Source organism: Symploca atlantica LB2515 (genome assembly GCF_052546295.1).
The window spans coordinates 2,909,980-2,934,691 of sequence record NZ_JBQWMT010000001.1 but is presented as its reverse complement, the minus strand read 5'-3'; the positions used below and the strand labels follow the sequence as shown (position 1 = coordinate 2,934,691).

The 24,712-nt window shown below is 44.4% G+C and carries 20 protein-coding genes and 1 tRNA gene; 8 read left to right on the top strand and 13 right to left on the bottom strand.

The window, feature by feature from the left end; all coding sequences use genetic code 11:
• Positions 1–95 precede the first annotated feature (95 nt).
• Entirely contained in the window at positions 96–2,654 is a 2,559-nt protein-coding gene (locus ACT7WV_RS12175) for a sigma 54-interacting transcriptional regulator (protein ID WP_445103147.1), read from the bottom strand.
• 360 nt (positions 2,655–3,014) lie between these two features.
• Between ACT7WV_RS12175 and ACT7WV_RS12170 the strand changes: the two genes are divergently transcribed.
• Positions 3,015–3,269 (top strand): SemiSWEET transporter, encoded by a 255-nt coding sequence (locus ACT7WV_RS12170; RefSeq protein WP_463424248.1) that lies wholly within the window; start codon positions 3,015–3,017, stop codon positions 3,267–3,269.
• Positions 3,270–3,788: 519 nt separating this feature from the next.
• The gene (locus ACT7WV_RS12165) at positions 3,789–7,115 is read left to right on the top strand and encodes a PAS domain S-box protein (protein WP_445103145.1); all 3,327 of its coding nucleotides are present in this window, start codon (positions 3,789–3,791) and stop codon (positions 7,113–7,115) included.
• Positions 7,116–7,169: 54 nt separating this feature from the next.
• Here ACT7WV_RS12165 and ACT7WV_RS12160 read toward each other — a convergent pair whose 3' ends face one another.
• From ACT7WV_RS12160 to ACT7WV_RS12150, 3 genes are all read right to left on the bottom strand, one after another.
• The gene (locus ACT7WV_RS12160) at positions 7,170–7,694 is read right to left on the bottom strand and encodes a hypothetical protein (RefSeq protein WP_445103144.1); all 525 of its coding nucleotides are present in this window, start codon (positions 7,692–7,694) and stop codon (positions 7,170–7,172) included.
• On the bottom strand, positions 7,681–8,547 hold the full coding sequence (locus tag ACT7WV_RS12155; RefSeq protein ID WP_463424247.1) for a lysostaphin resistance A-like protein: 867 nt from the start codon (positions 8,545–8,547) through the stop codon (positions 7,681–7,683). The genes ACT7WV_RS12160 and ACT7WV_RS12155 overlap by 14 nt, the downstream gene beginning before the upstream one ends.
• 103 nt (positions 8,548–8,650) lie before the next feature.
• The gene (locus ACT7WV_RS12150; protein ID WP_445103142.1) at positions 8,651–9,055 is read right to left on the bottom strand and encodes an AbrB family transcriptional regulator; all 405 of its coding nucleotides are present in this window, start codon (positions 9,053–9,055) and stop codon (positions 8,651–8,653) included.
• Positions 9,056–9,457: 402 nt separating this feature from the next.
• Between ACT7WV_RS12150 and ACT7WV_RS12145 the strand changes: the two genes are divergently transcribed.
• Positions 9,458–10,456 carry a succinate dehydrogenase/fumarate reductase iron-sulfur subunit gene (locus ACT7WV_RS12145; RefSeq protein ID WP_445103141.1) on the top strand — a complete coding sequence of 333 codons (999 nt, stop codon included), beginning with the start codon at positions 9,458–9,460 and terminating at the stop codon, positions 10,454–10,456.
• Positions 10,457–10,470: 14 nt separating this feature from the next.
• A complete protein-coding gene (locus ACT7WV_RS12140) occupies positions 10,471–10,656 on the top strand; it encodes a chlorophyll a/b-binding protein (protein WP_445103140.1) in 186 nt (61 codons plus the stop codon).
• 241 nt (positions 10,657–10,897) lie between these two features.
• Here the strand turns inward: ACT7WV_RS12140 and ACT7WV_RS12135 are convergent, their stop codons facing one another.
• From ACT7WV_RS12135 to psbX, 5 genes are all read right to left on the bottom strand, one after another.
• Complete coding sequence (locus ACT7WV_RS12135) at positions 10,898–12,343, bottom strand: trypsin-like peptidase domain-containing protein (protein ID WP_445103139.1); 1,446 nt, start codon at positions 12,341–12,343, stop codon at positions 10,898–10,900.
• Between the two features lie 145 nt (positions 12,344–12,488).
• A complete protein-coding gene (locus ACT7WV_RS12130) occupies positions 12,489–12,995 on the bottom strand; it encodes a TolB family protein (protein ID WP_463424246.1) in 507 nt (168 codons plus the stop codon).
• A gap of 20 nt (positions 12,996–13,015) precedes the next feature.
• Positions 13,016–13,582, bottom strand: a complete 567-nt coding sequence (locus tag ACT7WV_RS12125; protein WP_445103137.1) for a TolB family protein — start codon at positions 13,580–13,582, stop codon at positions 13,016–13,018.
• A gap of 103 nt (positions 13,583–13,685) precedes the next feature.
• The gene (locus ACT7WV_RS12120) at positions 13,686–14,507 is read right to left on the bottom strand and encodes a Ycf66 family protein (protein ID WP_445103136.1); all 822 of its coding nucleotides are present in this window, start codon (positions 14,505–14,507) and stop codon (positions 13,686–13,688) included.
• Between the two features lie 200 nt (positions 14,508–14,707).
• Complete coding sequence (gene psbX, locus ACT7WV_RS12115) at positions 14,708–14,827, bottom strand: photosystem II reaction center protein PsbX (protein WP_445103135.1); 120 nt, start codon at positions 14,825–14,827, stop codon at positions 14,708–14,710.
• A 480-nt stretch (positions 14,828–15,307) separates the two neighbouring features.
• On the opposite strand from psbX, the gene ACT7WV_RS12110 reads away from it, so the two are divergent.
• The gene (locus tag ACT7WV_RS12110; RefSeq protein ID WP_445103134.1) at positions 15,308–15,598 is read left to right on the top strand and encodes a YggT family protein; all 291 of its coding nucleotides are present in this window, start codon (positions 15,308–15,310) and stop codon (positions 15,596–15,598) included.
• Positions 15,599–15,738: 140 nt separating this feature from the next.
• Here ACT7WV_RS12110 and accC read toward each other — a convergent pair whose 3' ends face one another.
• On the bottom strand, positions 15,739–17,085 hold the full coding sequence (gene accC, locus ACT7WV_RS12105) for an acetyl-CoA carboxylase biotin carboxylase subunit (RefSeq protein WP_445103133.1): 1,347 nt from the start codon (positions 17,083–17,085) through the stop codon (positions 15,739–15,741).
• A 246-nt stretch (positions 17,086–17,331) separates the two neighbouring features.
• Between accC and ACT7WV_RS12100 the strand changes: the two genes are divergently transcribed.
• Positions 17,332–17,413 (top strand) — tRNA-Leu (locus ACT7WV_RS12100).
• A 99-nt stretch (positions 17,414–17,512) separates the two neighbouring features.
• On the opposite strand, the gene purF is transcribed toward ACT7WV_RS12100, so the two are convergent.
• A complete protein-coding gene (gene purF / locus ACT7WV_RS12095; RefSeq protein WP_445105633.1) occupies positions 17,513–19,015 on the bottom strand; it encodes an amidophosphoribosyltransferase in 1,503 nt (500 codons plus the stop codon).
• A 195-nt stretch (positions 19,016–19,210) separates the two neighbouring features.
• Positions 19,211–21,604, bottom strand: a complete 2,394-nt coding sequence (purL, locus tag ACT7WV_RS12090; RefSeq protein WP_445103132.1) for a phosphoribosylformylglycinamidine synthase subunit PurL — start codon at positions 21,602–21,604, stop codon at positions 19,211–19,213.
• A 165-nt stretch (positions 21,605–21,769) separates the two neighbouring features.
• Between purL and ACT7WV_RS12085 the strand changes: the two genes are divergently transcribed.
• Positions 21,770–22,939, top strand: a complete 1,170-nt coding sequence (locus tag ACT7WV_RS12085; protein ID WP_445103131.1) for a hypothetical protein — start codon at positions 21,770–21,772, stop codon at positions 22,937–22,939.
• Entirely contained in the window at positions 22,939–23,805 is an 867-nt protein-coding gene (locus ACT7WV_RS12080; RefSeq protein ID WP_445103130.1) for a mechanosensitive ion channel family protein, read from the top strand. The genes ACT7WV_RS12085 and ACT7WV_RS12080 overlap by 1 nt, the downstream gene beginning before the upstream one ends.
• Before the next feature lie 229 nt (positions 23,806–24,034).
• Here ACT7WV_RS12080 and ACT7WV_RS12075 read toward each other — a convergent pair whose 3' ends face one another.
• Positions 24,035–24,277 carry a hypothetical protein gene (locus ACT7WV_RS12075; protein ID WP_445103129.1) on the bottom strand — a complete coding sequence of 81 codons (243 nt, stop codon included), beginning with the start codon at positions 24,275–24,277 and terminating at the stop codon, positions 24,035–24,037.
• Positions 24,278–24,712 lie beyond the last annotated feature (435 nt).

Sequence of the window (24,712 nt, the reverse complement as noted above, 5' to 3'; positions counted from 1 at the left end):
ATTATTCACACGTAAGTAGCGCCATCCTATTTCAATTAGGGTGGGTAAGGACACGAATCTATGCTTAGCAACATCTCTCTAACTTTTGCCTGAGATTAATAACCGACAATAATCGCCCACAGGCTAGCGCCCAAAACCACTGCGGCTAGATGTTGTAGTAAAAGCGATCGCAATTGTTGACCAGCAATTTTTTGTGTCAGTAACACGGATAAAATCAGACCAGCAATTAGTGTTACTCCTTGCAAAAAGGCAATCACCGCCGGATGGGCAACCCAAATCGGCAAGCCTTCACCACTCAAACCAAAAGTAGCAAAAGTCACTGGCAACAATCGTCCACCTTCGCTTAAACCCAGCCGCAAAAAGTGGGCTAAGTTACCTGAGAGTACCAACGGCAAGTAGCCATAAGCAAGTTGCACAAAGGGCTTGGGCTTTGGATGGGAGAATGTGGAGTCGAGATTTTGGATAACTCGGTGCCACAACTTCATGCAACCATAAGCAACCAAGGGAATAGTAGCTGGAATACTTAAAGCCGCTATAGATAATGCTAAGTGTGGCCAAAACTTAGTCAAATCCAGCGATAATCCCCACTGGGCCTGCAACTCTGGCAGTCGGTGGAGAAAGACACCCCCTAGTAGCAACAACAACAATGCCACTTCGTAGGCACGGGGTATGTGTGTTGTCCAGAGTTCAATCCCCGGTGGACGCAAATTTAACTCAACTGAACGATGGGGACAGGCTTTGAGGCAAGTCATACAGAGTACGCAGTCACGATTATCCTGTAGCTGAGCAGGGTGAGAGTACAGGGGACAGCCACCAGTGGCTAAACCCTCTCCCTTTTGCGGGCCGCCCTTATAACACTGATATGTAGTACATTCAGCAGAACAAGTCCCTTGCTGTGCCCGCAGTTCAGTCATTGACAATTTGGCAAACAGACCATTCATCCCTCCAATGGGACACAAATAGCGACACCAAAAGCGGCGCTCAAAAATCGCCGAAAAAATCATTGCCCCGGCAGTAATTAACAATAACAAAGAAGCCGAAAGGTAAGCCGTATTTTCTAAATCCCAGAGTTCTTCCCAGAGGAAAATTAGGGCAAATAGGCCACACAAAAACCAGCCGCCCCACTTTTCTGCTGAGTGCCTCGGCCAGGCCTTCAACTGACGCGGCCACAGCCACAAAGAAAGCTTTTGGGTAATTTCGCCATAAATCATGAAAGGACAAACTGAGCACCACAGCCGACCAACAAAAGGAAAGCCAACAAGGATTACGGGCCACCACCAGGCCCAAAACATATTTAAAGCAAAATTTTCTTGGCGGTTTTGTGGGCCAACAAATCCCACAATGACAATTAAGGCAAAAACACTTAAGGTGAAACCGTAGTTAATGCGGTCTGGCCACCACTCACTCCGTAAGAAGTGCCGTAGTCCCGGATAGGCATTGAGCAAATTGAACCGGAATTGTTTTTTCTTGCTCTGGGAAGGCCAGACAATTTCTTCGGTGAGTTCTCTAGCCCCGTCCGATTGTACAATAGCTCGCTCTACGAGATTTTGTAACTCTCTGAGGTTGCTAGGAAAGTCATAGGCTTGTAACCGCCGCAGTGCTTCTGGTGTGACGCGCGGCTTGGCAATTCCCTTGGCTCGACAGGTGAGACTTATATAGTAATTTACCTGATCACCTAGGTCAGCTTTGCGCACCCGCAGTGGTGGTACTTTAATTAAATGCCCCACCAGAGGGTCAATCTTGGGCAGTCTTCTTTCCGAAATCATAATGATGCGGGCGCTGCAAGTTAACCGCTGTGCTGGTGTGTCTTCTGAACGACTTACCGGGGTGTAGGTGCCCGTTTCGAGGAGTGTTGCTAACTGAGGGACTAGTTCTTCGGGTAGTTCTTCAACATTGTTGAGAATTAAGGTGCCTTCACTGAGGGCTTCAACTAGTCCTGGTTTGCCCCCCGCACGACCAAAAAGTTCTGCCCCAGAAGACTGGACGGTGCTGCAATCAATTTTGATTACTGGTTGGCGGCGGTAGGCTGAACCAAAGTGAATTAATGCTGCCGTATTGTCTTTTTCTAGTCCTGGTTCACCGAAAATCATTACCGACTTACGATCTTCGGCTACCTTTTTAATTTGTTGCCGCAGTCGCACTGCATAGCGGCTTTTACCAATAATGCCACGTTTGGCTTTGTTGACAAGGTAGGGACGCAGGATGGTTTGACGTTCTTGCTCATAGGTCAGTTGGGAGGACAACTGGGCTAGTTCCTGAGCCAGTTGAGGCGAGAAACTCTGGGAAATTTCGGGGTATTGGGCCGCTAATTCCCGAAACTTTTCTCCAGGAAGTACCCAAAAGTGACACTCGTTGCGGGTAATTACTGTTCTCTGAGCAGGCTGGTCTAAAAGTAGCTCTTGCAAATTGATGATAGCACCAGGAAGCCAACTTACCGCCCAAGCAGCAACACTTTGATTGTTGCGATCGCCTTCAACACGCCCTTGTTTAAGAATATACAGATTTTCAATCGGGGTGTCTTCTACTACCAAGCGCTCATTGGCTGGTACTACTCGTTCTTCCAAGGCTTGTGCGATTACGTCCAGTACCGACTCAGGAAGAAGACTGAGGGCTGTTCGTTCTTTTAACCAAGTCACTAAGGCAGGAAAGGTCATTATTCGCCCTCCATTAAAGCTTGGATCTCATTTTATCAATCACCGTCAAGATTAAGTATTAATACAATGTTTATATTTAACTCCAATGTTCTTGAAAGTCAGAAAATTACCGACAACTAACACTGATGCTTCTTCTAAAAACCGATGGGTGAACCAGGGAAGTCTTGTGTTTCATGCTGCGGGCTCTGCACCAATTCCGTAGATTAACTGGCTTGATACCTACAACTAAGATTCTTCTTAATACCTCTCCTAATTCAATAAATTTACCTGCCAATTCCCATCTTTTTTTGCGAGGTTTTGGAATTATTTACCCTAAAATAAACAATGTCAGCTTTTCGGCAAACTTTAGAGCTTACTCCTATGAAACTTATCACGCTTTTAGGATTATTAGCAGGGACTTTAACGACCATTTCTTTTATGCCTCAGGTTATTAAAACTTGGAAAACTAAATCAACTGCAGATATCTCTTTGGGTATGTTTATTACTTTCTGCTCTGGCGTTTTTTTATGGATAGTGTACGGAACACTAGTCCAAGATTTACCTTTGATTGTTACTAATTTAGCAACCCTACTGCTGGCTTCCATAATTTTATCGATGAAAATTAAGTATAAATAATTAATTGCCCCCTGAAAATGGTTAGTTGGGCTGTCTACACTCCTGTTTTGGGTTGTGACGTCAATTTTCCATTTTTATTTCTTTTTGGTATTTAATTCTGGTATCGATTTAATTGGATGAGAAGTTAATATGATATCTACTTATTCTCTGTGGCAATTAACATCTATTTACTTATAACTACTTCATCAAGTGACCTCAGATGGGAAAATAGATAAACCAAGTGATTTTCTAATAAGACAGATAGCTGTCTAGGGTATAACTGCTTAGTACTTCAATTCAATAAAATGTCACATAGCCATTATTGGCAAATCAATTAAGGGGAATTTGGGGATTTTCTCAACAATTACCCTAGCAACCTCCTAGCAGTACCGAATTTACTCGGAAAAATAACCTAAACTAGGCTAGTCTAAAATAAGTGTACAGTCGCTGAGCGCAATTTTCTACGTGAATATACTTAGAACTGAAAAGCAGGGACGGCAGTAACATTTTTATAGTAATTTTTACGGAGTGAGGATCCAGATGAATATTCCCCATTCTCAAATCGAATCAACAGAGCAATCTGTTAAGGCAGAAGCCACGTTGAAGGCATTTTTAAAACTATCAGTTGATCTGTTCCGCATAAGTGAGCAACAGGGATACTTTCAGCAGTTGAACCAAGCATGGGAAAAAACACTGGGATGGAGTATCTCAGAACTGCAATCACAACCTTGGATTGAGTTTGTTCATCCCAATGATCAAGAAGCAACTCTGGCTGCCGAAAGGCGGTGTCTCCAAGAAGAATTTGTCGAATACGAACATCGCTATTGCCACAAAGATGGTAGTTACCGTTGGCTCTCCTGGAGAGTATCACATCATGAAGATGGATTTTTCTACGGAGTTGCCAAAGATATCACCACCACCAAACAAGCAGAGGCAGCATTAAACTATCGTCTCGAATTAGAAAGGCTAATCACCACTATTTCAGCAAAATTCATCAATCTTTCTTCAAAAAAAATCGATGGTGAAATCAACAAAACTCTACAAGTCATTGGAGAATTTGCGGGTTTTGATCGTGGTTATCTGGTGCTGTTTTCCGAAGACGGTTGCTGGAGTCACCTAGCCTACGAATGGCATACTCCATCAATAGAATCCCTGTCTAGAGAATGGCAGACATTTTCTAGCGAAAGCTTACCTTGGTGTAGGGCAAAACTCATTAATTTTGAAATAGTTCAAGTTTCTCGGAGGGAAGAACTACCGCCGGAGGCTTTTAATTTAAAGCACAGGATGCAGTCAGTCGGCACTCAATCTCTTGTCTGTATTCCTCTAATCAATGGTCAGTCCCTAATGGGTTATATGGGATTTGCTGCTATTGAGGAAAAAAGGATTTTATCACCAGAAATTTCAGCATTAGTCAAGATTGTTGCCGAAATTTGCGTTAACGTCTTACTTCGCCAGCAAGCTGAAGCAAAACTCCGGGATAGTGAGAGACTATTTCATGCTGTTTTTAATCAAACTTTTCAATTTGCCAGTATCTTGAAACCGGATGGCACAATTGTAGAAGACAATCAGACGGCAATGGATTTTTGTCAGCTAACCCGTGAGGAATTAGTTGGTCTTCCTTTTTGGGAATTAAAATGCTGGACAATTTCCTCAGAAACCCAAAACTTCTTGAAGAAGGCGATTACCGAGGCAGCAGCAGACAAGATTGTCCGCTACGAAGCTGATATTCTCAGTCCCGGTAATACTGTAATCACCATTGATTTTTCACTCAAGCCTGTCAACAATGAAACTGGAGAAGTGTTGTTTTTGATTGCTGAAGGGCGCGATATCACTGAACGCAAGCAAGCAGAGTTAATTTTAAGGGAAAGAGAAGAACGCTTAAGGCTTCATGTGGACAACTCACCCTTGGCAATCATGGAATGGGATCAAGAATTTCGCTTGCGGCGTTGGTCAAAACGAGCAGAAAAAATTTTTGGTTGGCAGGCTCAAGAAGTACTTAATAAGAATCCCAGAGAGTGGCAGTTCGTCTGTGAAGAAGACGCTGAGATGGTGGATACTATTTTGCATCGCTTAATAGAAAGAAATTGCCACTACACTGTTGATGAAAACCGCAATTACACTAAAGATGGCTCAGTTGTTTATTGCCAATGGTATAACTCAGCTGTCTGTGATGACTCAGGTAACTTAGTCTCAATTCTGTCACTAGTTCAAGATGTAACTGAACGTAAACAAGCAGAAATTGCTCTGCAGCAGGCAATGAATGAACTAGAAACCAGAGTCCAGCAACGTACAACTCAACTTGAGCAGGCAAATCAACAACTTAGTGCTAAAGTTGTTCAGCATCAACAGGTAGAAGAAGCTCTGCGCCACAGCGAAGAACAATTCCGTCAAGTGTTTGATGAAGCACCCATTGGTATGTCGTTGACCAGTCTGGACGACCACTATATTAGGGTCAATCGAGCCTTTTTTGAAATGCTGGGCTACAGTCAGTCTGAACTTATGGCTGTCAATTTTAGAGACATCACCCACCCCGAAGACTTAGAAAAAGAACTTCCTGCTTTAGGTAAGATAAGAACGGGAGAAATTGATAACTTTAAACTAGAGAAACGCTACTTAAAAAAGAATCAGGAGATTCTTTGGGTAAATTTGACTTTAATGGCGTTGCGGGACGAAGCGGGAGAAATCCTCTGTGATTTAGCAATGGTTGAGGACATCACAGAACGTAAGCAGGCAGAAGAAGCTCTCAGGCAAAGTGAGGCACGCTACCGGGCTATTGTCGAAGTGCAAACTGAACTTATTTGTCGGTTTAATACTGAGGAGATTTTGACTTTTGTTAACGACGCCTACTGCCGCTATTTTGGCAAGCAACATTCTGAATTGATTGGACATAACTTTATACCCAATATTCCTCCAGAAGACCAAGAAATTGTTACCCAAGCTATTAGTGATCTTTCTCCAGAACAGCCAATCACCACTTACGAACACCGAGTAATTCTGCCCTCAGAACAAACTCGCTGGCAGCAGTGGACGAATAGAGGCATGTTTGATCACCAAGGCAACTTGATTGAATATCAGGCTGTAGGGCGAGACATTACCGAACTAAAACAAGCGGAAGCAGAAATTCGCAAGGCGTTGGCAAGGGCAAGGGAACTCAGCGAACTGCGCTCTGGGTTTGTGTCTCTAGTTTCCCACGAATTCCGTACGCCGTTGACCACAATTTTATCCTCTGCCCAACTCCTGGAACGCTACACCCACAGATTATCTGAGGAGAAACAACATAATCACCACCAAAGAATTCAAGGTGCTGTTAATCGCATGACCCAGCTATTGGATGAGGTTCTTACCATTGGTAAAGCAGAAGCCGGAAAACTAACCTGCAATCCAGAACCGATAGATTTAGTAACTTTCTGTGCCGACGTTACAGAAAGTATGCAAATTAGTGTGACTAGCCAAAGCCAGATTAATTTTAACGTACTTGGTGAGATACCTAAAGCCCAAGTGGATGACAAACTCTTAGGGCATATTCTTACGAATGTACTCTCCAATGCTCTTAAGTATTCCCCTGGAGGTGGTACTGTTGAATTGGAACTTAGTAGTACTTCCGATTTAGCAGTTTTCCGCATCCAAGACAACGGTATCGGTATTCCCCAAAAAGATTTAGGACAACTATTTGAATCTTTTCGGCGAGCTAGTAATGTTGGTACTATTCAGGGTACTGGATTAGGATTGGCAATTGTCAAAAAATGTGTCGATTTACACGGCGGAGAAATCAATATTGAAAGTGAAATTGGAGTAGGTACAACGTTTACTATCAAGCTGCCACTGAATTACCAGCCATCAACTCAGGTGCTACCCATAAGTGAATAGCAGGATTTCAGCATTCATCTAGACTAAGCTAATAAAAAGAGATCAGAGTTTGCCCTAATCTTCCTGTTGTGCCTCCCAGCACAAGAGTCTTGGTAGCTGCGATAAATCTAAGCAGTAGTTTAAACTCCAGACAACAATCTGTAGTAGCAATAGATTTTTTAGCCAAATCAGCTCAGTTTCAGGACTCAGGAGTGTTAAACCTTGATATAACTGCCAGATGCGGTAAGGCAAGTATAAATAAGGCACCATTACCCAGACTACGGAGTGAAACCACCTCAGAGTTAAAATCTCAGATAAGATTTGCAACCCCAGCATGATAAAGTACGAAATCAGCACCATCAAAACCTTAGAATAGCCTTGCCATACACCCCACCAGATCATTGCTACCAGTGGCAGTAATCCTCCCAGCAGTTGTACTGTAGAAAACCAAATCTTAAACCATCCTGGAAGTGTTTCAGGCAGGTAAAAAGGCTTTGATTCTCTCCATACCCAGCCTACAAATATCAGGAAAAAAGTAGCTAAAACTACGAAAAGAAGATTTTCTACAAAAAGATCGATAGAAGTCTCAGAGAAACTCATGGAGTGAAAAATGATTCTGCAAGAGTAAAAGGAACAATCCAACTCCGAGCAAGCAAAGAAAGCCAGCAACTCCAGCCAAAGGATTTTCTCCCAAACCCGTAATCCAGCTTGGAACTTTGCCTGTATAAGAAATAAACTCAGCCGTATCTAAACAAGTCAAACCCCAAATCCACCCAGTGTGTAGTCCCCAGGCTAAACCGAGGCTATTCTCGTTTACCAGACGAGCCAACACTAATACCATTCCCATCAGCCACAGTCCCGGTAACTGAGGCAGTGTATTTTTTTGTTCCCAAAGTAAGTGCAAAAGGGCAAAAATAATGCTAGAAATTGTCGCTGCCACCCAAAGGGAATAATCAGCCTCTAGTTGGTTGAGTAAAAAGCCCCGGAAAACTAACTCCTCAATTACACCAATCCACAAACTTAACAACAGTATGGGTAGTAAGACTCGTGCCAAATGTTGACATTTTTGAGCATGCCATGCCACCCAACCTAACGTCGATTGCAGGGTAAAAATTATTGTTAAGCTAATAACTGCCAAGCTTAATCCTAGTCCTAGAGAAGATAAGACAGTTAATTTACCCTCCAAGCCATAGCTGGAAAAAGATACGCCATCTACCCAACAAGCCCACCACAAAACTAGGGGGGCAATCAAGTAAAGTGCTGCTAGTAAGGGCAGCTTTTGTTGTGCGGTCAAAGTCTGCGGAGGACGCCATTTCAAAAACTTAGCAATAGGAACTGCCAAAGGTAGCCATAAAGTTACCCAAGCCAAGAAAAAAGCTGCTACTTTCAGAAGGGCAGTTGGCGTCAATGATGACACCAACAACCGATTAGCTGCCTGCTCAAAGAAAGCCATTGGCAAAATTCGTAAATTTTGATGAGCTACAGACCATTTCACTAGTGTTACAAAGGATGGATAAAGCCAACAATCCATCCTTAAAGTTCACCAATCACATCTATTAGCTTGCTGCAACTCTATCTTCAGATGTACCAAACTCACCATCTACTTGTTTGAGGTGGATATGTTTGTAGCCTAGTTTAATTTCAAATTCATCACCAGGCTTTAATCCCATTGCCATAGTGTAGGTTGAACCAATAACAATTTGACCGTTTTTATGAACGCTCACACGATATGTCGGCTCTCGACCACGACCATCTTTTGTTCCTTCTGGATCAAGAGGAACACCCTTAGCTGCTAACACCGCGTCATAAAAATCTGTTAAATTGACGCGAGTCTGGTCATTTTTAGTCGTAGTGTAATATCCACAGCGTTTTGCTGTTTCTCGTCTGGGTAAGTGTGAGAGCTCTTTTACTTTTTGAAGCAAGGCTTTCCCGGTCAATGGAGCAGTTGCTGTTTCTGTCATAATTGCGTAAGATATCCTTCAAATTTCGATACTGTAAATGTTATTGTACTGCAAACCTCTTAAGCTATATCAAAAATATATCGTTAAATCTATGTAAATTGACAAGGTTTTTGGGCTCATTTGTTCCAATCTTTACATATTTTGGCAAGAGCAGATTAACCATCACTCAATAAATGCTTATATCAGTAAAATTATTCTTGAACAATTATCTGGGTTGGAGAGCAAAGCAGAAGTATTCTAATATAAAATGACGATGCTGGTGTATTAGAGTGCAAAAAGCATTGCTCCAAAATCTACTCAGTTCTCAAGAGAGACATTTCCTTGGAGAAGCGATCTGTTTGTGGCAGCTCGTGAATTGCCTATCTATCATCCTAGTGTTTGAATAATTAAGAGCTTGTCACTATGCAAGTTAGTTTTAAAATCCTTCGACAGACTCAGAATACCTCCGCTGTACTCCAGACTTATACACTGGATGTCCAGGAAGGAAACACAATTCTAGAATGCCTTAATCGTATTAAGTGGGAACTAGATGGAACTCTAGCTTTTCGCAAGAATTGTCGCAATACAATTTGTGGTAGCTGTGGTATGCGCATCAATGGTAGATCAGCGTTGGCTTGCAAGGAAAACGTTGGTCAAGAATTGGCAAATTTGCATTTTTCTGCTGCTTCAGCAATTCCGGAAATTACCATAGAACCAATGGGTAATATGCCAGTAATTAAGGATTTAGTTGTAGACATGGGAAGCTTCTGGGATAACTTAGAAACCGTGGCTCCCTACATCAGTACTGCCGCAAGATCCGTTCCTGAGCGGGAATTTTTACAAACTCCCGAAGAGCGATCGCGTTTAGATCAGACAGGTAACTGTATCATGTGTGGAGCCTGTTATTCTGAGTGCAATGCTCGTGAAGTCAACCCAACTTTTGTCGGTCCTCATGCTTTAGCCAAAGCACAACGCATGGTGGCAGATTCTCGCGATGGAGCCAGGGAAAATCGTTTAGAGAAATATCATCAAGCCACCGCAGGAGTTTGGGGCTGCACTCGATGTTATATGTGTAATGCGGTTTGTCCAATGGATGTAGCACCAATGGATCAAATTGGCAAAATCAAGCAGGAAATTCTTGACCGAAAGGATGAGCAAGACAGCCGCCAGATTCGTCATCGTAAGGTAATGATTAATTTGGTAAAACAAGGAGGCTGGATTGATGAGCGCAAATTTGGTCTACAGGTAGTAGGCAATTATTTTCGTGATCTCCAAGGATTAATCAGTCTAGGTCCTTTGGGATTAAGAATGCTAGTACGGGGTAAATTTCCCCTAAGATTTGAGCCATCGGCTGGGGTATCTCAAGTGCGATCGCTAATCGAATCTGTACAAAATTTAGAGTCTCAGACTGCCAAAAAATAAGCAACATCAAAGCAATGAGTTCTGAAACACCCTTATCTGAACAATCTCCCCAAGCAGCTTCCCCGCAACCAGAACCAGCTTTTGGTTGGACTCCCTACGCAGAGCAAATCAATGGCAGATTTGCCATGATTGGTTTCGTCGCTCTATTAATATTGGAATTGCTTACTGGTCAAGGTCTATTAAGCTGGCTGGGTCTGTAATAGGACTCAAAAAATTTGTCTGGTGATTTGTAGCGGTTCGGCTAGTTTGCTAAGCGTAATTTTATCTAATCCTTAAGAATCAATATCGCTTGGCGGGTAAATAGTTAAGGGAAAATAGAAAATTGAGCTTTTAACACCAGAACCTGGCTTATCGCGTCAATTGTCCCTTAACCATTTTCTCTTTAAGACAAATCCCCCGCCTTTCAACTGAGGGAAAAGTCAATAATCAAATCCCCAAATCTCAGCGAACTCTTAGCAGATATTTACCGCCACCTCTTTTGTCATAGGCATTAACAATCACGGTATAAGTACCGCTACGAGACAAGGTAACTGTAAGTATTGAATTATTATCATTTGGGGAAACGTCATCGTTTTCGCCAATCAGCCGCTTGTCAGGGTCAAGTAGTACTAGATAAGTATCAAAATCAGGACTTGCTAGGTTAATAGTTATTGACTGACCAGCGCGGCCCTCAAAGGTGTGAGCTGTGAACAAACTGCCATCAGTACGCAATCGGTCAGCAAGAGGGCCAAGGAAGCCCTCTTGCTGCAAAATGTAGTCTTCCCGCCTTGCTGCATTCTCGACACCAGGTGCTTTGACCTCGGCTCTTAAACTGTAACCCCCAGCTTGTCCAGCATCGTAAGAATTTGCCATCAACAGGTAGGTGCCAGTCGCTGGCAGCGTGGCAGCAAGCCGGGAGTTAGTACCACCGCCACCATCGTCATCTTGAGCCACATCTTGACCATTGGGCCCTAGTAGAATCAGATAAGAGTCGATTTCGCGGCTCCTCATGTCAATCTGAACTTGCTGACCAGATTGACCCTCAAAAACGTATAAGTCAAAGAAGCTGTTATCCACGGGCAAAACATTGCTGCCGGGCCCAAGCCTGCCAGTAATTACAGCACCATCAAACGTTAGGGGTTGCTGTTGTAAGTTGCCAGGAGAGCGACGAAGCTGAGCAGTACGCGGAGCACGTCCCTCTTGTACTGCCGTCAGAAAAGGCTGAATTTTTTCATTAGCGATCGCAAAACCGATCCCAATATTACCTGCGCTGGTAGAACCGCTAAAAATAGCAGTATTAACACCAATTAATTCACCTTTGCTGTTGAGCAGTGGTCCTCCGGAATTGCCAGGATTAATCGCAGCATCGGTTTGAATCAAGCCACGCTCTCTGTCGATACGGCTGACAATTCCCACAGTAAAGGTTCCCTGAAATTGACCAAAGGGATTACCAATAGCAAATGCTCGCTGACCCACTTGTGCGGGACTCTGGGCGAAGTTAATCGTAGGTAGGTTATCCCGACCAGCAATCTTGACAACGGCTAGGTCAAGACCATTTTCACCAAACGCCAGGACATCAGCTTTCAGGCGGGTGCCATCGGAGAGAATCACATCGACACTACTAGCGCTACCAACAACGTGGGCATTGGTCAATATCAAACCATCCGGGCTAATAATACTGCCACTACCCGTATTATCACCGGACTCGACGGAAACGACTGCGGGACTCGCCCGCTGATAAACTCGAATATTAGTTTGTTCGTCAATATCTTGGGCAACAGCGCTGTTGGACTGTAGAGATAAACTGAGCCAGTCAATGCTTGCGATTGCATCAATAGAGATAACACCGATGGCACCGGCGGCGGCGATTACTCTTGATGTAACGATACGCAGGCGTCTGGTACTCATTGATTGATGTGCGTAAACCTTGTGGGACTGTTCTAGCATAGTTCGGACTAAGAGTTGAACTATTGTCAATCCGGGAGATATTTTATCGAATTTATTGAATCTGTTGACTATTCCGGTAGCTTTACCAAGAGAAAATTAGAAATGGTTAATTGAAAATTGATGAAGGCAAATTCAGGGTTCTTCCAGAAGGGTCACAAACTACAATATTCCAGTGACCGTTCTGAGACGATTCAAAGGCAATTTTACTGCCGTCAGCACTGATAGTGGGATGGCGCACTTCTGCTGGCAGATTTTCTGTAAGATTTCTTAGCTGGCGCGTTTCCCGATTATAGAGATAAATTCCTGAACGACCTTCACGTATTGCAGCAAAGACGATAGTTTGACCGTCTTCAGACACTACTGGGTGAGATGCGATCGCATCCAGGGAATTGAGACCTGGTAAATCTATGAGACGCCTCTGAGTCAAATCGTAGAGATAAACATCCTGGCTACCGCGTCGGTCAGAGACGAAAACGATGTACTCTGCCCCCAGATGAGGAGTTAATTCTGAGGCAGGGCTATTTAAACCGCGTCCGGCTAGATCTAAAGGAAAGTTTAATAGTCGTCCGGAACTACTACAGCTTGCCAACGAACCGGCAAGGACAATAGCCATTAACAGCAAAAGAAAATGCTTCACTTTTGAGGGGGTATGCTGCTATCTGGGATGTCTAATTCTACATTAAAGCCCCGGTCAAGTACTTCGATATCCCACTGACCACGACGACTAGTTTCAAACACAAGGTAGCGACCGTCGTTACTAATACTTGGATTACGCAATCCACCCCGGTAGCTGTAGATAAGTACTTTTGAGCGCTTAGTTGCTCGGTCGTAGAGCCTTAATTCTGGGCGTCCTAGAGTATTAGCTGTATAGGTAATGTAGCGACCAGTACGGCTTAAACTTGGACTTTCTGTAATCCCCCGGCGCTGATTCAGTCGAGGCAAATCAACAAAATGCTCTTGTTGTAGGTCGTACATCACAATTTTTTGTTCGCCATCCCGGTTAGAAACAAAGGCAATAAATCGACCATCACCACTCAAAGCTGGTTGTTCGTTTGTGTAACCACTCTTAGCTAATTCCTGGGTTTTGTTAGCTGGGCTACAGGCTACGAGCAAACCTATGAGGCTTAAACCGATAACCCAGCTTAGCCATCTATGAATTAACTTGGCAGCTATAAATCTTCTCAGCTTGAGTTGTACCACTGTAGCCGTAGCAAAATTCCTGAATTGAGCAGCCCCTGGCGGATGTATTGCTCAAGGATAAGTTTGTTTTCTCTCTTAGGTTCCGGAAAATCAGTCAACCTGATTAATAATCGAAGTCCTCTGAACTATCGGTTTCTTGACCTGGCTGGTCTATCGGCTGGTAATCAACATCCGTGGGAGTAACTTCCCCGCTTCTAGGAGATGGTCTCTGATTCTGCGGTGGCCGACGCCTTCTTTGTTTGGGGGAACTCTCTGGGCTAGGGCTTGGTGGGTAGTTGGATGCTGGACGTCTACTGCGAGAAGGTTTTTCTTCCCAATCACTCTCACTGTCTAACTGAGCATCCCAACTATAGGCAGTTTGCTCCGCAGGACGGCTACTCGTGCGAGGAGGGCGACGTCTAGCACTAGTAGGTCGTGCTTCTGAGCCATACCCCTCTGAATTTGCTGCTCGTGTTCTGGGAGGACGAGCTTCTCCCTCATAGCGTTCTGTACGCCGTTCACGAGTACCGGGGGTTCCTCGAAGTCGACGACGGTCTTCATAGGGTTCATCTACTGGCTCTAGCCCGTCGTAATCGTAAAGCTGTGCATCTTGGGTACGATACACTTTGCTCACAGGTCGCTCATAGTCTTCAATGGGCGTGTTCCGTTTTGCCTGTTCTGTAGCAATACCCCGCAAACGAATTGCTTCAAAGGCAAAAAAGCCCGCAGAACCAGTCAAGAGAACCTGACCAAATAGCAAAATTGGATCAAGTCGCCATCCCTGGAATAAGAGAATGAAGCCACACAAGACTCCCAGCGCCGCGAAAAAGATATCATAGTCTCGTGAGAGTTCAGGACGTATTGTCCGCAGGAAATACAGACCTGCTCCGGCAACTGCCAGAATAATGCCTAAAATAGCGGCTGAGTTAAACCCAACATTTACCATATGCTGTTCTCCTAAGTCATTCCTATGGTAGCGATTTCTCCTTAACCAGTCTCTACTCTAACGGTTGATGGGGTAATTCTTTGGTAAGTTTCTCAGCAAAACCTTTTAAGTAAAATCTACCCTAGTTTGGCAAAATAGGGCAGCTGAGTTACCAGCTGCCCTCCGCTTCAGTCAAGATTTTCAACAGTTCCTAATCAAGTCTAAGAGCGTTGAATTTTATCTCTTTGACTGATGAAGATGAGTCCGACTGTAGCAGGGATAACGACAATTAAACCACCCCACAGAAGACTCCAGAAAAAGTTTGCTAACGAAGGTGTCATAGAACTTCAACCCTTTTTAATATTCTTCATACTAATTCTAATAGTCTGTTCCCTGCTTGAGAAGTCAACTTCAGCTTGAGTTTTTTGTGCATTCCACCAACTAATGTGGATTTAAGCCCGTTTAACTGAGGTAAAGTTACAAAACTTAAAGTTAAGATAATCAGTGTTAGCTTCCACTAACAGCAGAAGACTTTGTTGTTTAGCATCGCTTTAACCTTGATACTAAGGCGCGTTCAGGGAAATCTTTTAGTAATTATGGCGACTCACTAAGTAAGGGATATTACCTTATTCTGAGCGATCGCCTGGGGCGGTAGCTCCCCAGGAACTAGAATCTCAAACCCTTGTTCTAGCCTTAGGGTGTGTAAGTCCTAAGTAGATGCGGAGAAGGGGTAAGCTGAATTAATTAAGCTTGGTGAGAAAGTCATACCCAAAATGGGGAGCTATTTGATACCACAATCAAGAACTGACAATTAACAACTTATGAGTGCTACTACTATTACTACCTGGACTCTCGGTCTCACTCTGGGACTGATGATTTTTTTGTTTATTTTCCGCATCGTTCTTACCTGGTATCCCCAGGTAGACCTAAATCGCTTTCCGTTTAATGTAATTGCTTGGCCTACAGAACCATTCTTGGTGATTACACGTAAAATTGTCCCTCCAATTGGAGGGGTTGACATTACCCCCATCATTTGGGTGGGCATCTTCAGCCTGCTGCGAGAATTTTTACTTGGTCAGCAGGGATTGCTCAGGATGATTTCAGGGGTTTGAGTGGCAACGAACTGTTGCTGAGGAGAGCAACAGCCTCCGAGAGCAATTCTCTCAAGTTAGGCGGGGGTGGGAATAGCAAGAAAAATACCAAAAGCACAAAACCCCAATTCCCAATCCCTAATTCCCTAACCCTGAACAATTCATTCTTGCATCATCTGCTCAACAAAGTTGGTATAAACCTCACCCTTAAGAAAAGCTGGTGTTTCCATAATTTTTTGATGGAAACCAATTGTGGTGGGTACACCAGTAATAGCAAACTCTCGCAAAGCACGTTTCATCCTTCTAATGGCTGCCTCGCGGTCGGGGCCCCAAGCAATTAGTTTGCCAATTAAAGAATCGTAGTAGGGAGGAATTTCGTAATCAGTGTAGACATGAGAGTCCATACGTACGCCCAGCCCCCCAGGTGCTAAGTAACCGCTAATTCTGCCTGGATGAGGACGGAAGTTATGATCTGGGTCTTCGGCATTAATCCGACACTCAATGGCATGACCCTTGAGAACAACCTCGTCTTGGGTCAATTGTAGTTTCTCTCCTTGGGCAATACGAATTTGTTCGGCAATCAAGTCCAAACCCGTGATCATTTCAGTGACAGGGTGTTCAACCTGAATGCGGGTGTTCATTTCCATGAAATAAAATTCACCGTGCTGATCAAGTAGAAACTCTACTGTGCCTGCACCTGTATAGTTGATCGACTCTGCAGCCATCACTGCTGCCGTTCCCATTTTTTCCCGCAGTTCTGGGGTCAGAACTGGGCTAGGTGCTTCTTCAAGCAGCTTCTGATGGCGTCGTTGAATCGAGCAATCTCTCTCTCCTAAATGAATGACATTGCCGTAGTTATCAGCAAGAATTTGGAACTCGATATGGCGGGGACGCTCGATAAATTTTTCTAGATAGACACCAGGGTTGCCAAAGGCGGCTTCGGCTTCTCCTTGGGCTGCTTGGAACAACCGACTCAGTTGACTTTCTTCGCGAACCAAGCGCATCCCACGCCCACCACCGCCAGCAGTGGCTTTGATGATAATTGGATAGCCAATTTTCTGGGCAATTTTCTGTGCTTGAGCCTCACTTGTCAATAAGCCATCACTCCCTGGCACTGTCGGAACCTGGGCACGCTGCATGGTTTCTTTCGCCGTGGATTTATCGCCCATTGCCCGAATAGCTGCCGGAGTTGGACCAATGAAGGTAAGTTGATGGTCGGCGCAGATTTCAGCAAAACGGGCATTCTCTGCCAAAAAACCATAGCCTGGATGAATGGCAGTGGCATTGCGACTCAGGGCAGCAGCGATGATGTTGGGAATATTTAAGTAACTTTTGTTACTAGGGGGTTCACCGATGCAAACTGCTTCATCTGCCATTTGGACATGGAGGCCATGTCTGTCAATTGTCGAGTGAACGGCAACGGTGGGAATTCCCAATTCTTCACAGGTGCGGATAATCCGTAGGGCAATTTCACCACGATTAGCAATCAAAATTTTGGAAAAGTTCATAGAACAGCGCGGCTAGATCAGTATCAGTAAGGATAGAGCTTTCGAGAACTCTGTGGCATACTTGCAGGCAGTTCCTAGTCAAGGAGAGGAAGTCCCACCCAATTGCTGGGTAGTAATCGTGGTGATCAGCTGCACCAGGGGTTCGTTCCTCTGAGTGATCACCTGAAATTTTGCCTGTTGGGTAATAGAGGACGATAAGTATGTTAAATTAAGATCCGCGTCCTTTCTGATACAATATGAATCCACGCGGATGTGGTGGAATCGGTAGACACGCACGCTTGAGGGGCGTGTGGCTCACGCCTTGCGAGTTCGAGTCTCGCCATCCGCATATTTACTATCTAATCAGAGATAAGAGATTTCTCTGGTTTTCTTTATCCCCCTTCGTCCTTCTGGGAAACCGGAGCGAAAGGGGTCACCTTTAATCTGCTTAAACCTTCAGCTCTTCCAACATGAGCTTAGAACGTTTCAATGTTTCTGGAACTGGAACTGGATAATCGCCAGTGAAACAAGCAGAGCAGAAATTGTTAGGGTCTTCGCCCGTTGCCAACATCATACCCTCTAAACTCAAGTAAGCTAAGGAATCTACACCAATATGGGTGGCAATTTCTTCTACTGACTTGGTGGCACCAATCAGTTGATCTTGAGAGTCGGTATCGATGCCATAAAAGCAAGGGTGAGTCACTGGTGGCGAAGAAATTCGCATATGTACCTCGCTAGCCCCAGCATCGCGCAGCGCTTTGATAATTTTGCGGCTGGTAGTGCCTCGGACAATCGAGTCATCTACGATCACAATTCGTTTCCCTCCCAAGACATCTTTGAGAGGATTGAGTTTCATGCGAATGCCAGCTTCTCGCATGCTTTGGGTAGGTTGAATAAAGGTACGACCGACATAGCGATTTTTAATCAGTCCTTCGCCGTAGGGAATACCAGAGGCACGGGAAAAGCCAATCGCTGCTGGTACGCCAGAGTCAGGCACAGCAATGACAATATCAGCATCGGGTGTTGACTCCAGTGCCAACTGACGCCCCAATCGCAACCGATAACTAAACAAAGTTTCGTCATGCACGACGCTATCGGGTCTGGCAAAGTAAATCATCTCGAAAATACAAAGCTTGCGTTCTGGCTTAGAACTCCACTGGTAGGACGTCAATCCCTCTTCAGTAATCCAAACTAACTCTCCGGGTTTAACTTCTCTGAGGTATTCAGCGCCAATAATGTCTAAACCGCAAGTTTCTGATGCCAAGACATAACGCACAGGATTACTACCCAGGGTGCCAATAACCAGAGGGCGGATACCGTTAGGGTCACGAGTACCTATTAAACCAGCAGGCGTACCGATCGCCAAACTAAAGGCTCCTGAACAACGCCCAAAGGCGGTGATGGCTGCATCTACCCAATCTTTACCACTCTCTACCTCTGCTGCGATCGCAACGGCGATCATTTCTGAATCGGTTGTGGTGGCTAGACTAAAATTACGCTTGGTTAAATCCTCCCGCAACTGTGCCGTATTCACTAAGTTGCCATTGTGAGCCAAAGCCAAGGCTCCTAAGCGAGTTTCTACCACTGCTGGCTGGGCATTGGCAACACGGCTTGAGCCAGTGGTAGAGTAACGGGTATGGCCAACCGAGATTTTTCCTGGTAGGCTAGCTAGAATCTCTTCATTGAAGACTTGGGAAACTAGTCCCATACCCTTATGTAGATGTACTTGCTTTCCTTGGAAAGTAGCAATCCCTGCTGATTCTTGACCCCGGTGCTGTAAGGCATAAAGACCAAAGTAAGCTAATTTAGCGACGTCTTCCGTTGGTGCATATACGCCAAAAACTCCGCACGCCTCCTCTTGTTTATCTGGTCTGTGTGTATCTGTAGAGGTATGCTGTTTAGTAGACTCAACAGTATTCTCTTCGGAGGAAAGGGGTTGCTGGGGCATCATATCCAATGCTTGCTCCTGACGATGTTAGTAAGTCTTTGAAACCTGTATCAAAGCGGATCGGCTCTGAATTGTTTACCAAAATTAACAGTTTTTTAACAATATCACACAGAAATAATCGTCTTTAAAGGCACTTTTGGTAGATCTGCCGCTGGGCGACTCCCTCGAAATCCACTACGGCAGTTTTTTTCGGTGGCTCTAAGCCTTTAAGCGCCGTTCAATGGCATTGTAGAAGTGAGTACTCACTTCCTCCATCTTCACCTCAATTAAGGGTATGTTGTCAGTATTAATCACTCGTAGATCACTGTCTTTTTGGCTAACAATCCCCAGCTTTTGCCAACAAGGTAACTTCTGTGCCGAGTATTTGCCCAATGCTTCTTCTAGATAAGACTCCCAACTGGTTTGTTGCTCTGGGTTGACTGAAACCAGAATGCGACTGGCACTTTCACCGAAAAGGATCTCGTCCCAACGTCCTTGAATCGACTCAGGTGTCAGCCCTAGGTTAATTTCTGCCCCCAACTGCCCAGCAAGACACGATTCAGCGATCGCAACGACTAATCCCCCTTCAGCACAGTCATGAGCCGAGCGTAGCCAACCTTGACGGATACCCTCACGGGTTACCTCTTGTAAGCGACGCTCTAAGTCAAAATCTACTACTGGTGGTTTACCAGCAACTAAACCGTGAATTGTCGCTAGGTATTCAGAACCGCCCAAAGAAACATGTGGTGTAACTTGAGCTAGAGGTAATCCCAGGAAATAAATTAGATCTCCTGGAGTTTGCCAACCTTGACCACAAATCTTCGTCAGATCAGGAATCAAGCCAATCATGCCAATCACTGGTGTTGGATAAATGGCTTGAGGAACTCCTTGAGCGTCGAGAGTTTCGTTATAGAGAGAGACATTACCCCCAGTTACCGGAGTTTCCAGGTGTTGACAAGCCTCTGCTATGCCCTGACAAGCCAAAGATAGTTGCCAGTAACCTACTGGTTTTTCTGGAGAACCGAAATTGAGATTATCTGTAACAGCCAAAGGTTGGGCACCCACGCAGCTCAGATTACGGGCAGCTTCTGCCACTACTGCCTTAGCTCCTTCATAGGGATCAAGATAAACATAACGAGAATTACAATCTACTGTAGCAGCAACACCTTTTTGAGGGTTATTTGGGGTTGAACGTGCCTGCTGCGCTAACAAACCTTCAACTGGGCGCAATCTAACCACCGCAGCATCAGCACCGCCAGGGAGGCTCATGGTGTTGTTCTGGACTTGATGGTCGTATTGGTGATAAACCCAGCGTTTTGAGGCAATAGTTGGGGTGTCGAGCAGTTGCAGGAGGATGTCATTCCAGGTTTTTTGGTTGCCTTGAATGGTAATCCCAGCAGATGTGCAGGGAGGGAGAGCCTTAACCGTCCATTCTCTGGCTTTAACAACATAATCTGGTGGTTCTGTCAATAATTCTCGGTGATAAATTGGCGTATTATCGGCTAAGGCAGTTGCGGGAATTTCGGCGGCTACTTCCCCTTGGAAGAGAATACGCACAATTGGTTCTTCAATGACGGTGCCTGCGACAACAGCCTGGAGTCCCCAGCGGTGGAAAATATCAATTAACTCCTGTTCTCGACCCGGATAAGCCACAAAGAGCATGCGTTCCTGGGATTCTGAGAGCAAGTATTCATAAGGCACCATGCCGACTTCTCGCACTGGAATCAGGTCTAAATCCAGCTCAATTCCAACACCACCTTTGGCTGCCATTTCTGCGGTGGAACAGGTAATACCTGCTGCACCCATGTCCTGGGCGGCCACTACAGCACCTGTTTTGAAAGCCTCTAGGCAAGCTTCAATGAGACACTTTTCTAAAAAGGGATCGCCTACTTGTACCGCAGGACGGTCATCCATCGATTTGTCTGTGAGTTCCGCACTGGCAAAACTTGCTCCCCCCATACCATCTCTACCTGTAGTAGAACCAACGTACAGCACAGGATTGCCAATGCCTGCTGCCCCAGACTTAACAATTTCTGGGGTTTCCATGATGCCAATCGCCATCACATTTACTAAAGGATTGCCAGTATAGGCGGGGTCAAAGTAGACTTCGCCGCCGACGGTGGGTACACCAACACAATTGCCGTAGTGGGAGATTCCTTCAACCACACCACTGAACAGTCGGCGGGTTTTGGCATCTTCTAGGGAACCGAAGCGCAGGGAATTCAAAACTGCGACTGGGCGAGCTCCCATAGTAAAAATATCACGCAGAATACCCCCAACACCTGTGGCGGCACCTTGAAAAGGTTCGATGGCTGAGGGGTGGTTGTGGGATTCAATTTTGAAAGCAACGTGCAGTCCGTCTCCTAAGTCTACGACTCCGGCGTTTTCTCCTGGGCCAACTAAAATGCGATCGCCTTGGGTGGGAAATTGCTTAAGCAAGGGCCGTGAGTTTTTATAACAGCAGTGTTCTGACCACATGACACCGAACATTCCCAGTTCAGCCTTGTTGGGGTGACGCCCTAGCCGTTGCACAATTTCTTCGTATTCGTCAGGTTTTAGACCTTCAGCAGCAATTTCTTCGGGTGAAAAGGAGGCAGAATAGATGCTGGACATAGGAAGTTTGCAAAGTGCTACAGAGCCATAATTTTATCGGCATTTTTGGTTTATTGACCGCTAAAAAGGGAAAATGACTTTGGAAGAGGGAAAATTGAAAAAGGAAAATAGAAAATTGGAAATTGAAAGGATAAGTCAGATTCTGGGTGGCGACAAAGCTAGCTGATGCTTAATCTCTTCAATAAATTGAAATCTGGGTATATTCAGAGTTTGCGTCTCTTCTCTAGTTGGCTTTCTATTGAACACAAGGAGGCAATACCTCAAGAAAAACCCCACGGAGAATTACCTGATGACATTGCTCAAAGGTTAAGGAATTCTCTTCAGAGTTTGCCAAGCCACTTAGCTGAAATAGAAGCAGTTCGAGAGGCAGTTAACTCAGCTTTACAGCAGTGGAGTGAACAGCCATCAGTTTATCCTAACTCTCTGGTAATTTTGAGTAGTACTACTGAGCCAGGAGCAGACTTACTCAGGGAAAGTTTAGCCACTTGGCAAGAACAAAACCAGATCCCTGTTCAGTTTTTACCGTGGGAGCAAAGACCAATTGATCCAGCAATAATTAAGACTAAATTAGTAACACAATTAGGTCGAGGAGCATTGACGGCAGAGTTAAGAAAGCCAGAAATTGTTGTGATTCCCTACTTGAGTCGGTGTTTTTTGCGGTGCGTTGAAGGTTTAGATGGCATTGAATACTTGCGGGATATGATGCTTCAAGATCCATCCCGGTTTTGGTTAGTTGGCTGTGGAAAGGTTAGCTGGGAATATCTCCATCATGTCTGTAAACTTAAGGCTTATTTTTCACAAACTCTGCCTTTGCCAAGCCTTAATGCTGAACAATTACAAGAGTGGCTATCACCAATTGTCTCAGAGTTCGGCATTGATTTTAGTCAACTTTCCTCAACATCAGAGTCTTCAGGAGAGGAAGAGAGTACTCAGGCAAAATATTTTGCACGGCTAGCTGCTGTCTCTGATGGTCTTAGCGGTGTGGCAGTAGAATTATTTTGGCGATCACTTTACTATGAAGCGCCCGAAGAAAATGATCAACACAGGCAAGGAACTATAAAAGTTGAAAAACCCCATCTGCCAGATTTGCCGTTTTTAACATCAGACGATCATTATCTTTTGTACTCTTTGCTAGTGCACTCACAGCTAAGTTTACCCCATCTTGCTGCTAGTTTGGGTGATGAAGAAAGCATCGTGCAAAATCTGCTTCAAGTTTTGCATCAGGCTGGTATTATTGAGCGACAAGCTCAATTGTTGATGGTTAGTCCTGTTCACTATCCTATACTCAAAGCAGAACTAGACGGTAATAACTTTCTGATTGTTGAGGATGAATAATGCTGAGATTGGTTTCCTCTATTTTTTTTGCTCAGTCGGCATCAGGTACTGCGGAAGAAACTGCTGATCAAGCAAAAAGACTGATAGCCGAAATTAACATTTGGAAAATTACTCAAGCACTAATTATTTTATTAGTTGCCTACTTAGCAATTCTCTTCTTAGAAAGGGTAATCAGTTGGCTATCGGAACGAGTCAACAGAGAGTGGCGCTTGGGAATCAAACAATCTTTACCATTTTTTCGCACGGTGGTGTTGACGACTTCTGGCATAACTTTGTTGAATTTGTTTGTCAACCTATCACGTAGCAATGTTTTGGCTCTTACCGGTACGGTTGCGGTTGCCTTGGGATTTGCTTTTAAAGATTATGCTAGTTCTGTGATTGCTGGACTCGTTGGTCTATTTGAAGTACCCTACCGAGTAGGCGATCGCATCCAAATTGGGGAGCATTATGGTGAGGTTACTAGTTACGGCTTAAGAGGTCTTCGCCTACAGACTCCTGATGATAATATAGTAACGATTCCCCACAACAAAATTTGGACAGAGGCTGTTTCTAATGCTAATTCGGGTGAGTTAGAAGCTCAGGTAGTAACCAATTTTTACTTAGCTCATCAAGTAGATTCCCAGTTAGTAATTAAGATTTTGTATCGGGTTGCTTTAACCAGTAAGTATACCCAACTAAAACTCCCTGTAGTTGTCTTTTTGGAAGAAAAGCCTTGGGGAACTTTGTTTCGCCTCAAAAGCTACCCGATGGATGCGCGGGACGAGTTTGATTACCAAACTGACTTAATTAAACGAGCTAAAAGAGTATTTGCTAAATATGGCATTGCCTATCCCAGAGTGAGTGTTGCACCCTCAGGGGAGGAATAGGGGACAAGGGGGGAGAAATTGCCTAAAATTCTATGTTTGCAAAGATGCGACTTCCTAGAATATCGAATCAAGAATATAAGTCAGAATAATAGGACTTACGTACTGTCGCGCCATTTAAAGGGTTTGAGATTCCAGCTTCTGTGAAGCCGCTAGGCTAACGCTATCGCTCAGAATGAATTCATCTAGTACTCAGTACCTAAGTCCTGAATAATTTAGTAGCTGTGCAACGCTAAACTAGAGTGCCGATGGTATAGGGGCAAGGCAGTTCATGATTTAATCGAGGGTAATGAGGGGGAACTACAACTGTTAGTTGAGGATTAGTTGTAGCAATTATTACCTCTGGGTCGAAGACGAATTCACCATAGTCGGCTAGATCATCGAGTCCAAGTAAGTTTAAGATGATCTCGGTTACTAACCAAGTGGTCAGCTTAAAACATACATTTTTCCATCTTGTCTTTGTATTCGTCTTCATTTGCTTTTGCCTCCTTAGCAGGGCAGGGTAGCATTAGGTAGTGTTTGCCAATTGTGAAATCTCTACTTCAGAGGTGTTTGTTATATACTTTTCTGGGTTAAACCCTATATTTTATGCCTGGCTTTCGTCTTTTGTAACAAATTTTAACAAAGTTAGATCAGCACAAAAAAACCAGCCATTATTGTTAAACAAAGCCTTCGGTGCTTTCGCTTTGAGCCGTCCCCTTGCTTTGTCAGTCAAAATTCTTATTTATTACTTCAGTGCTTTAGGTCGAGATTCTGGAAGGGTTTAAAAATTTTTTTTCTTCAAAGTAATAACGCTCCTCCTTGTTAAAATCAACCTTAGTCTAACTAATAATCGGTAAAGAACTTGGTATTAGATGCCACCATTAGTATGAAGTTTTTATGAAGCTCATTACTTCGCTTTAAAACACCT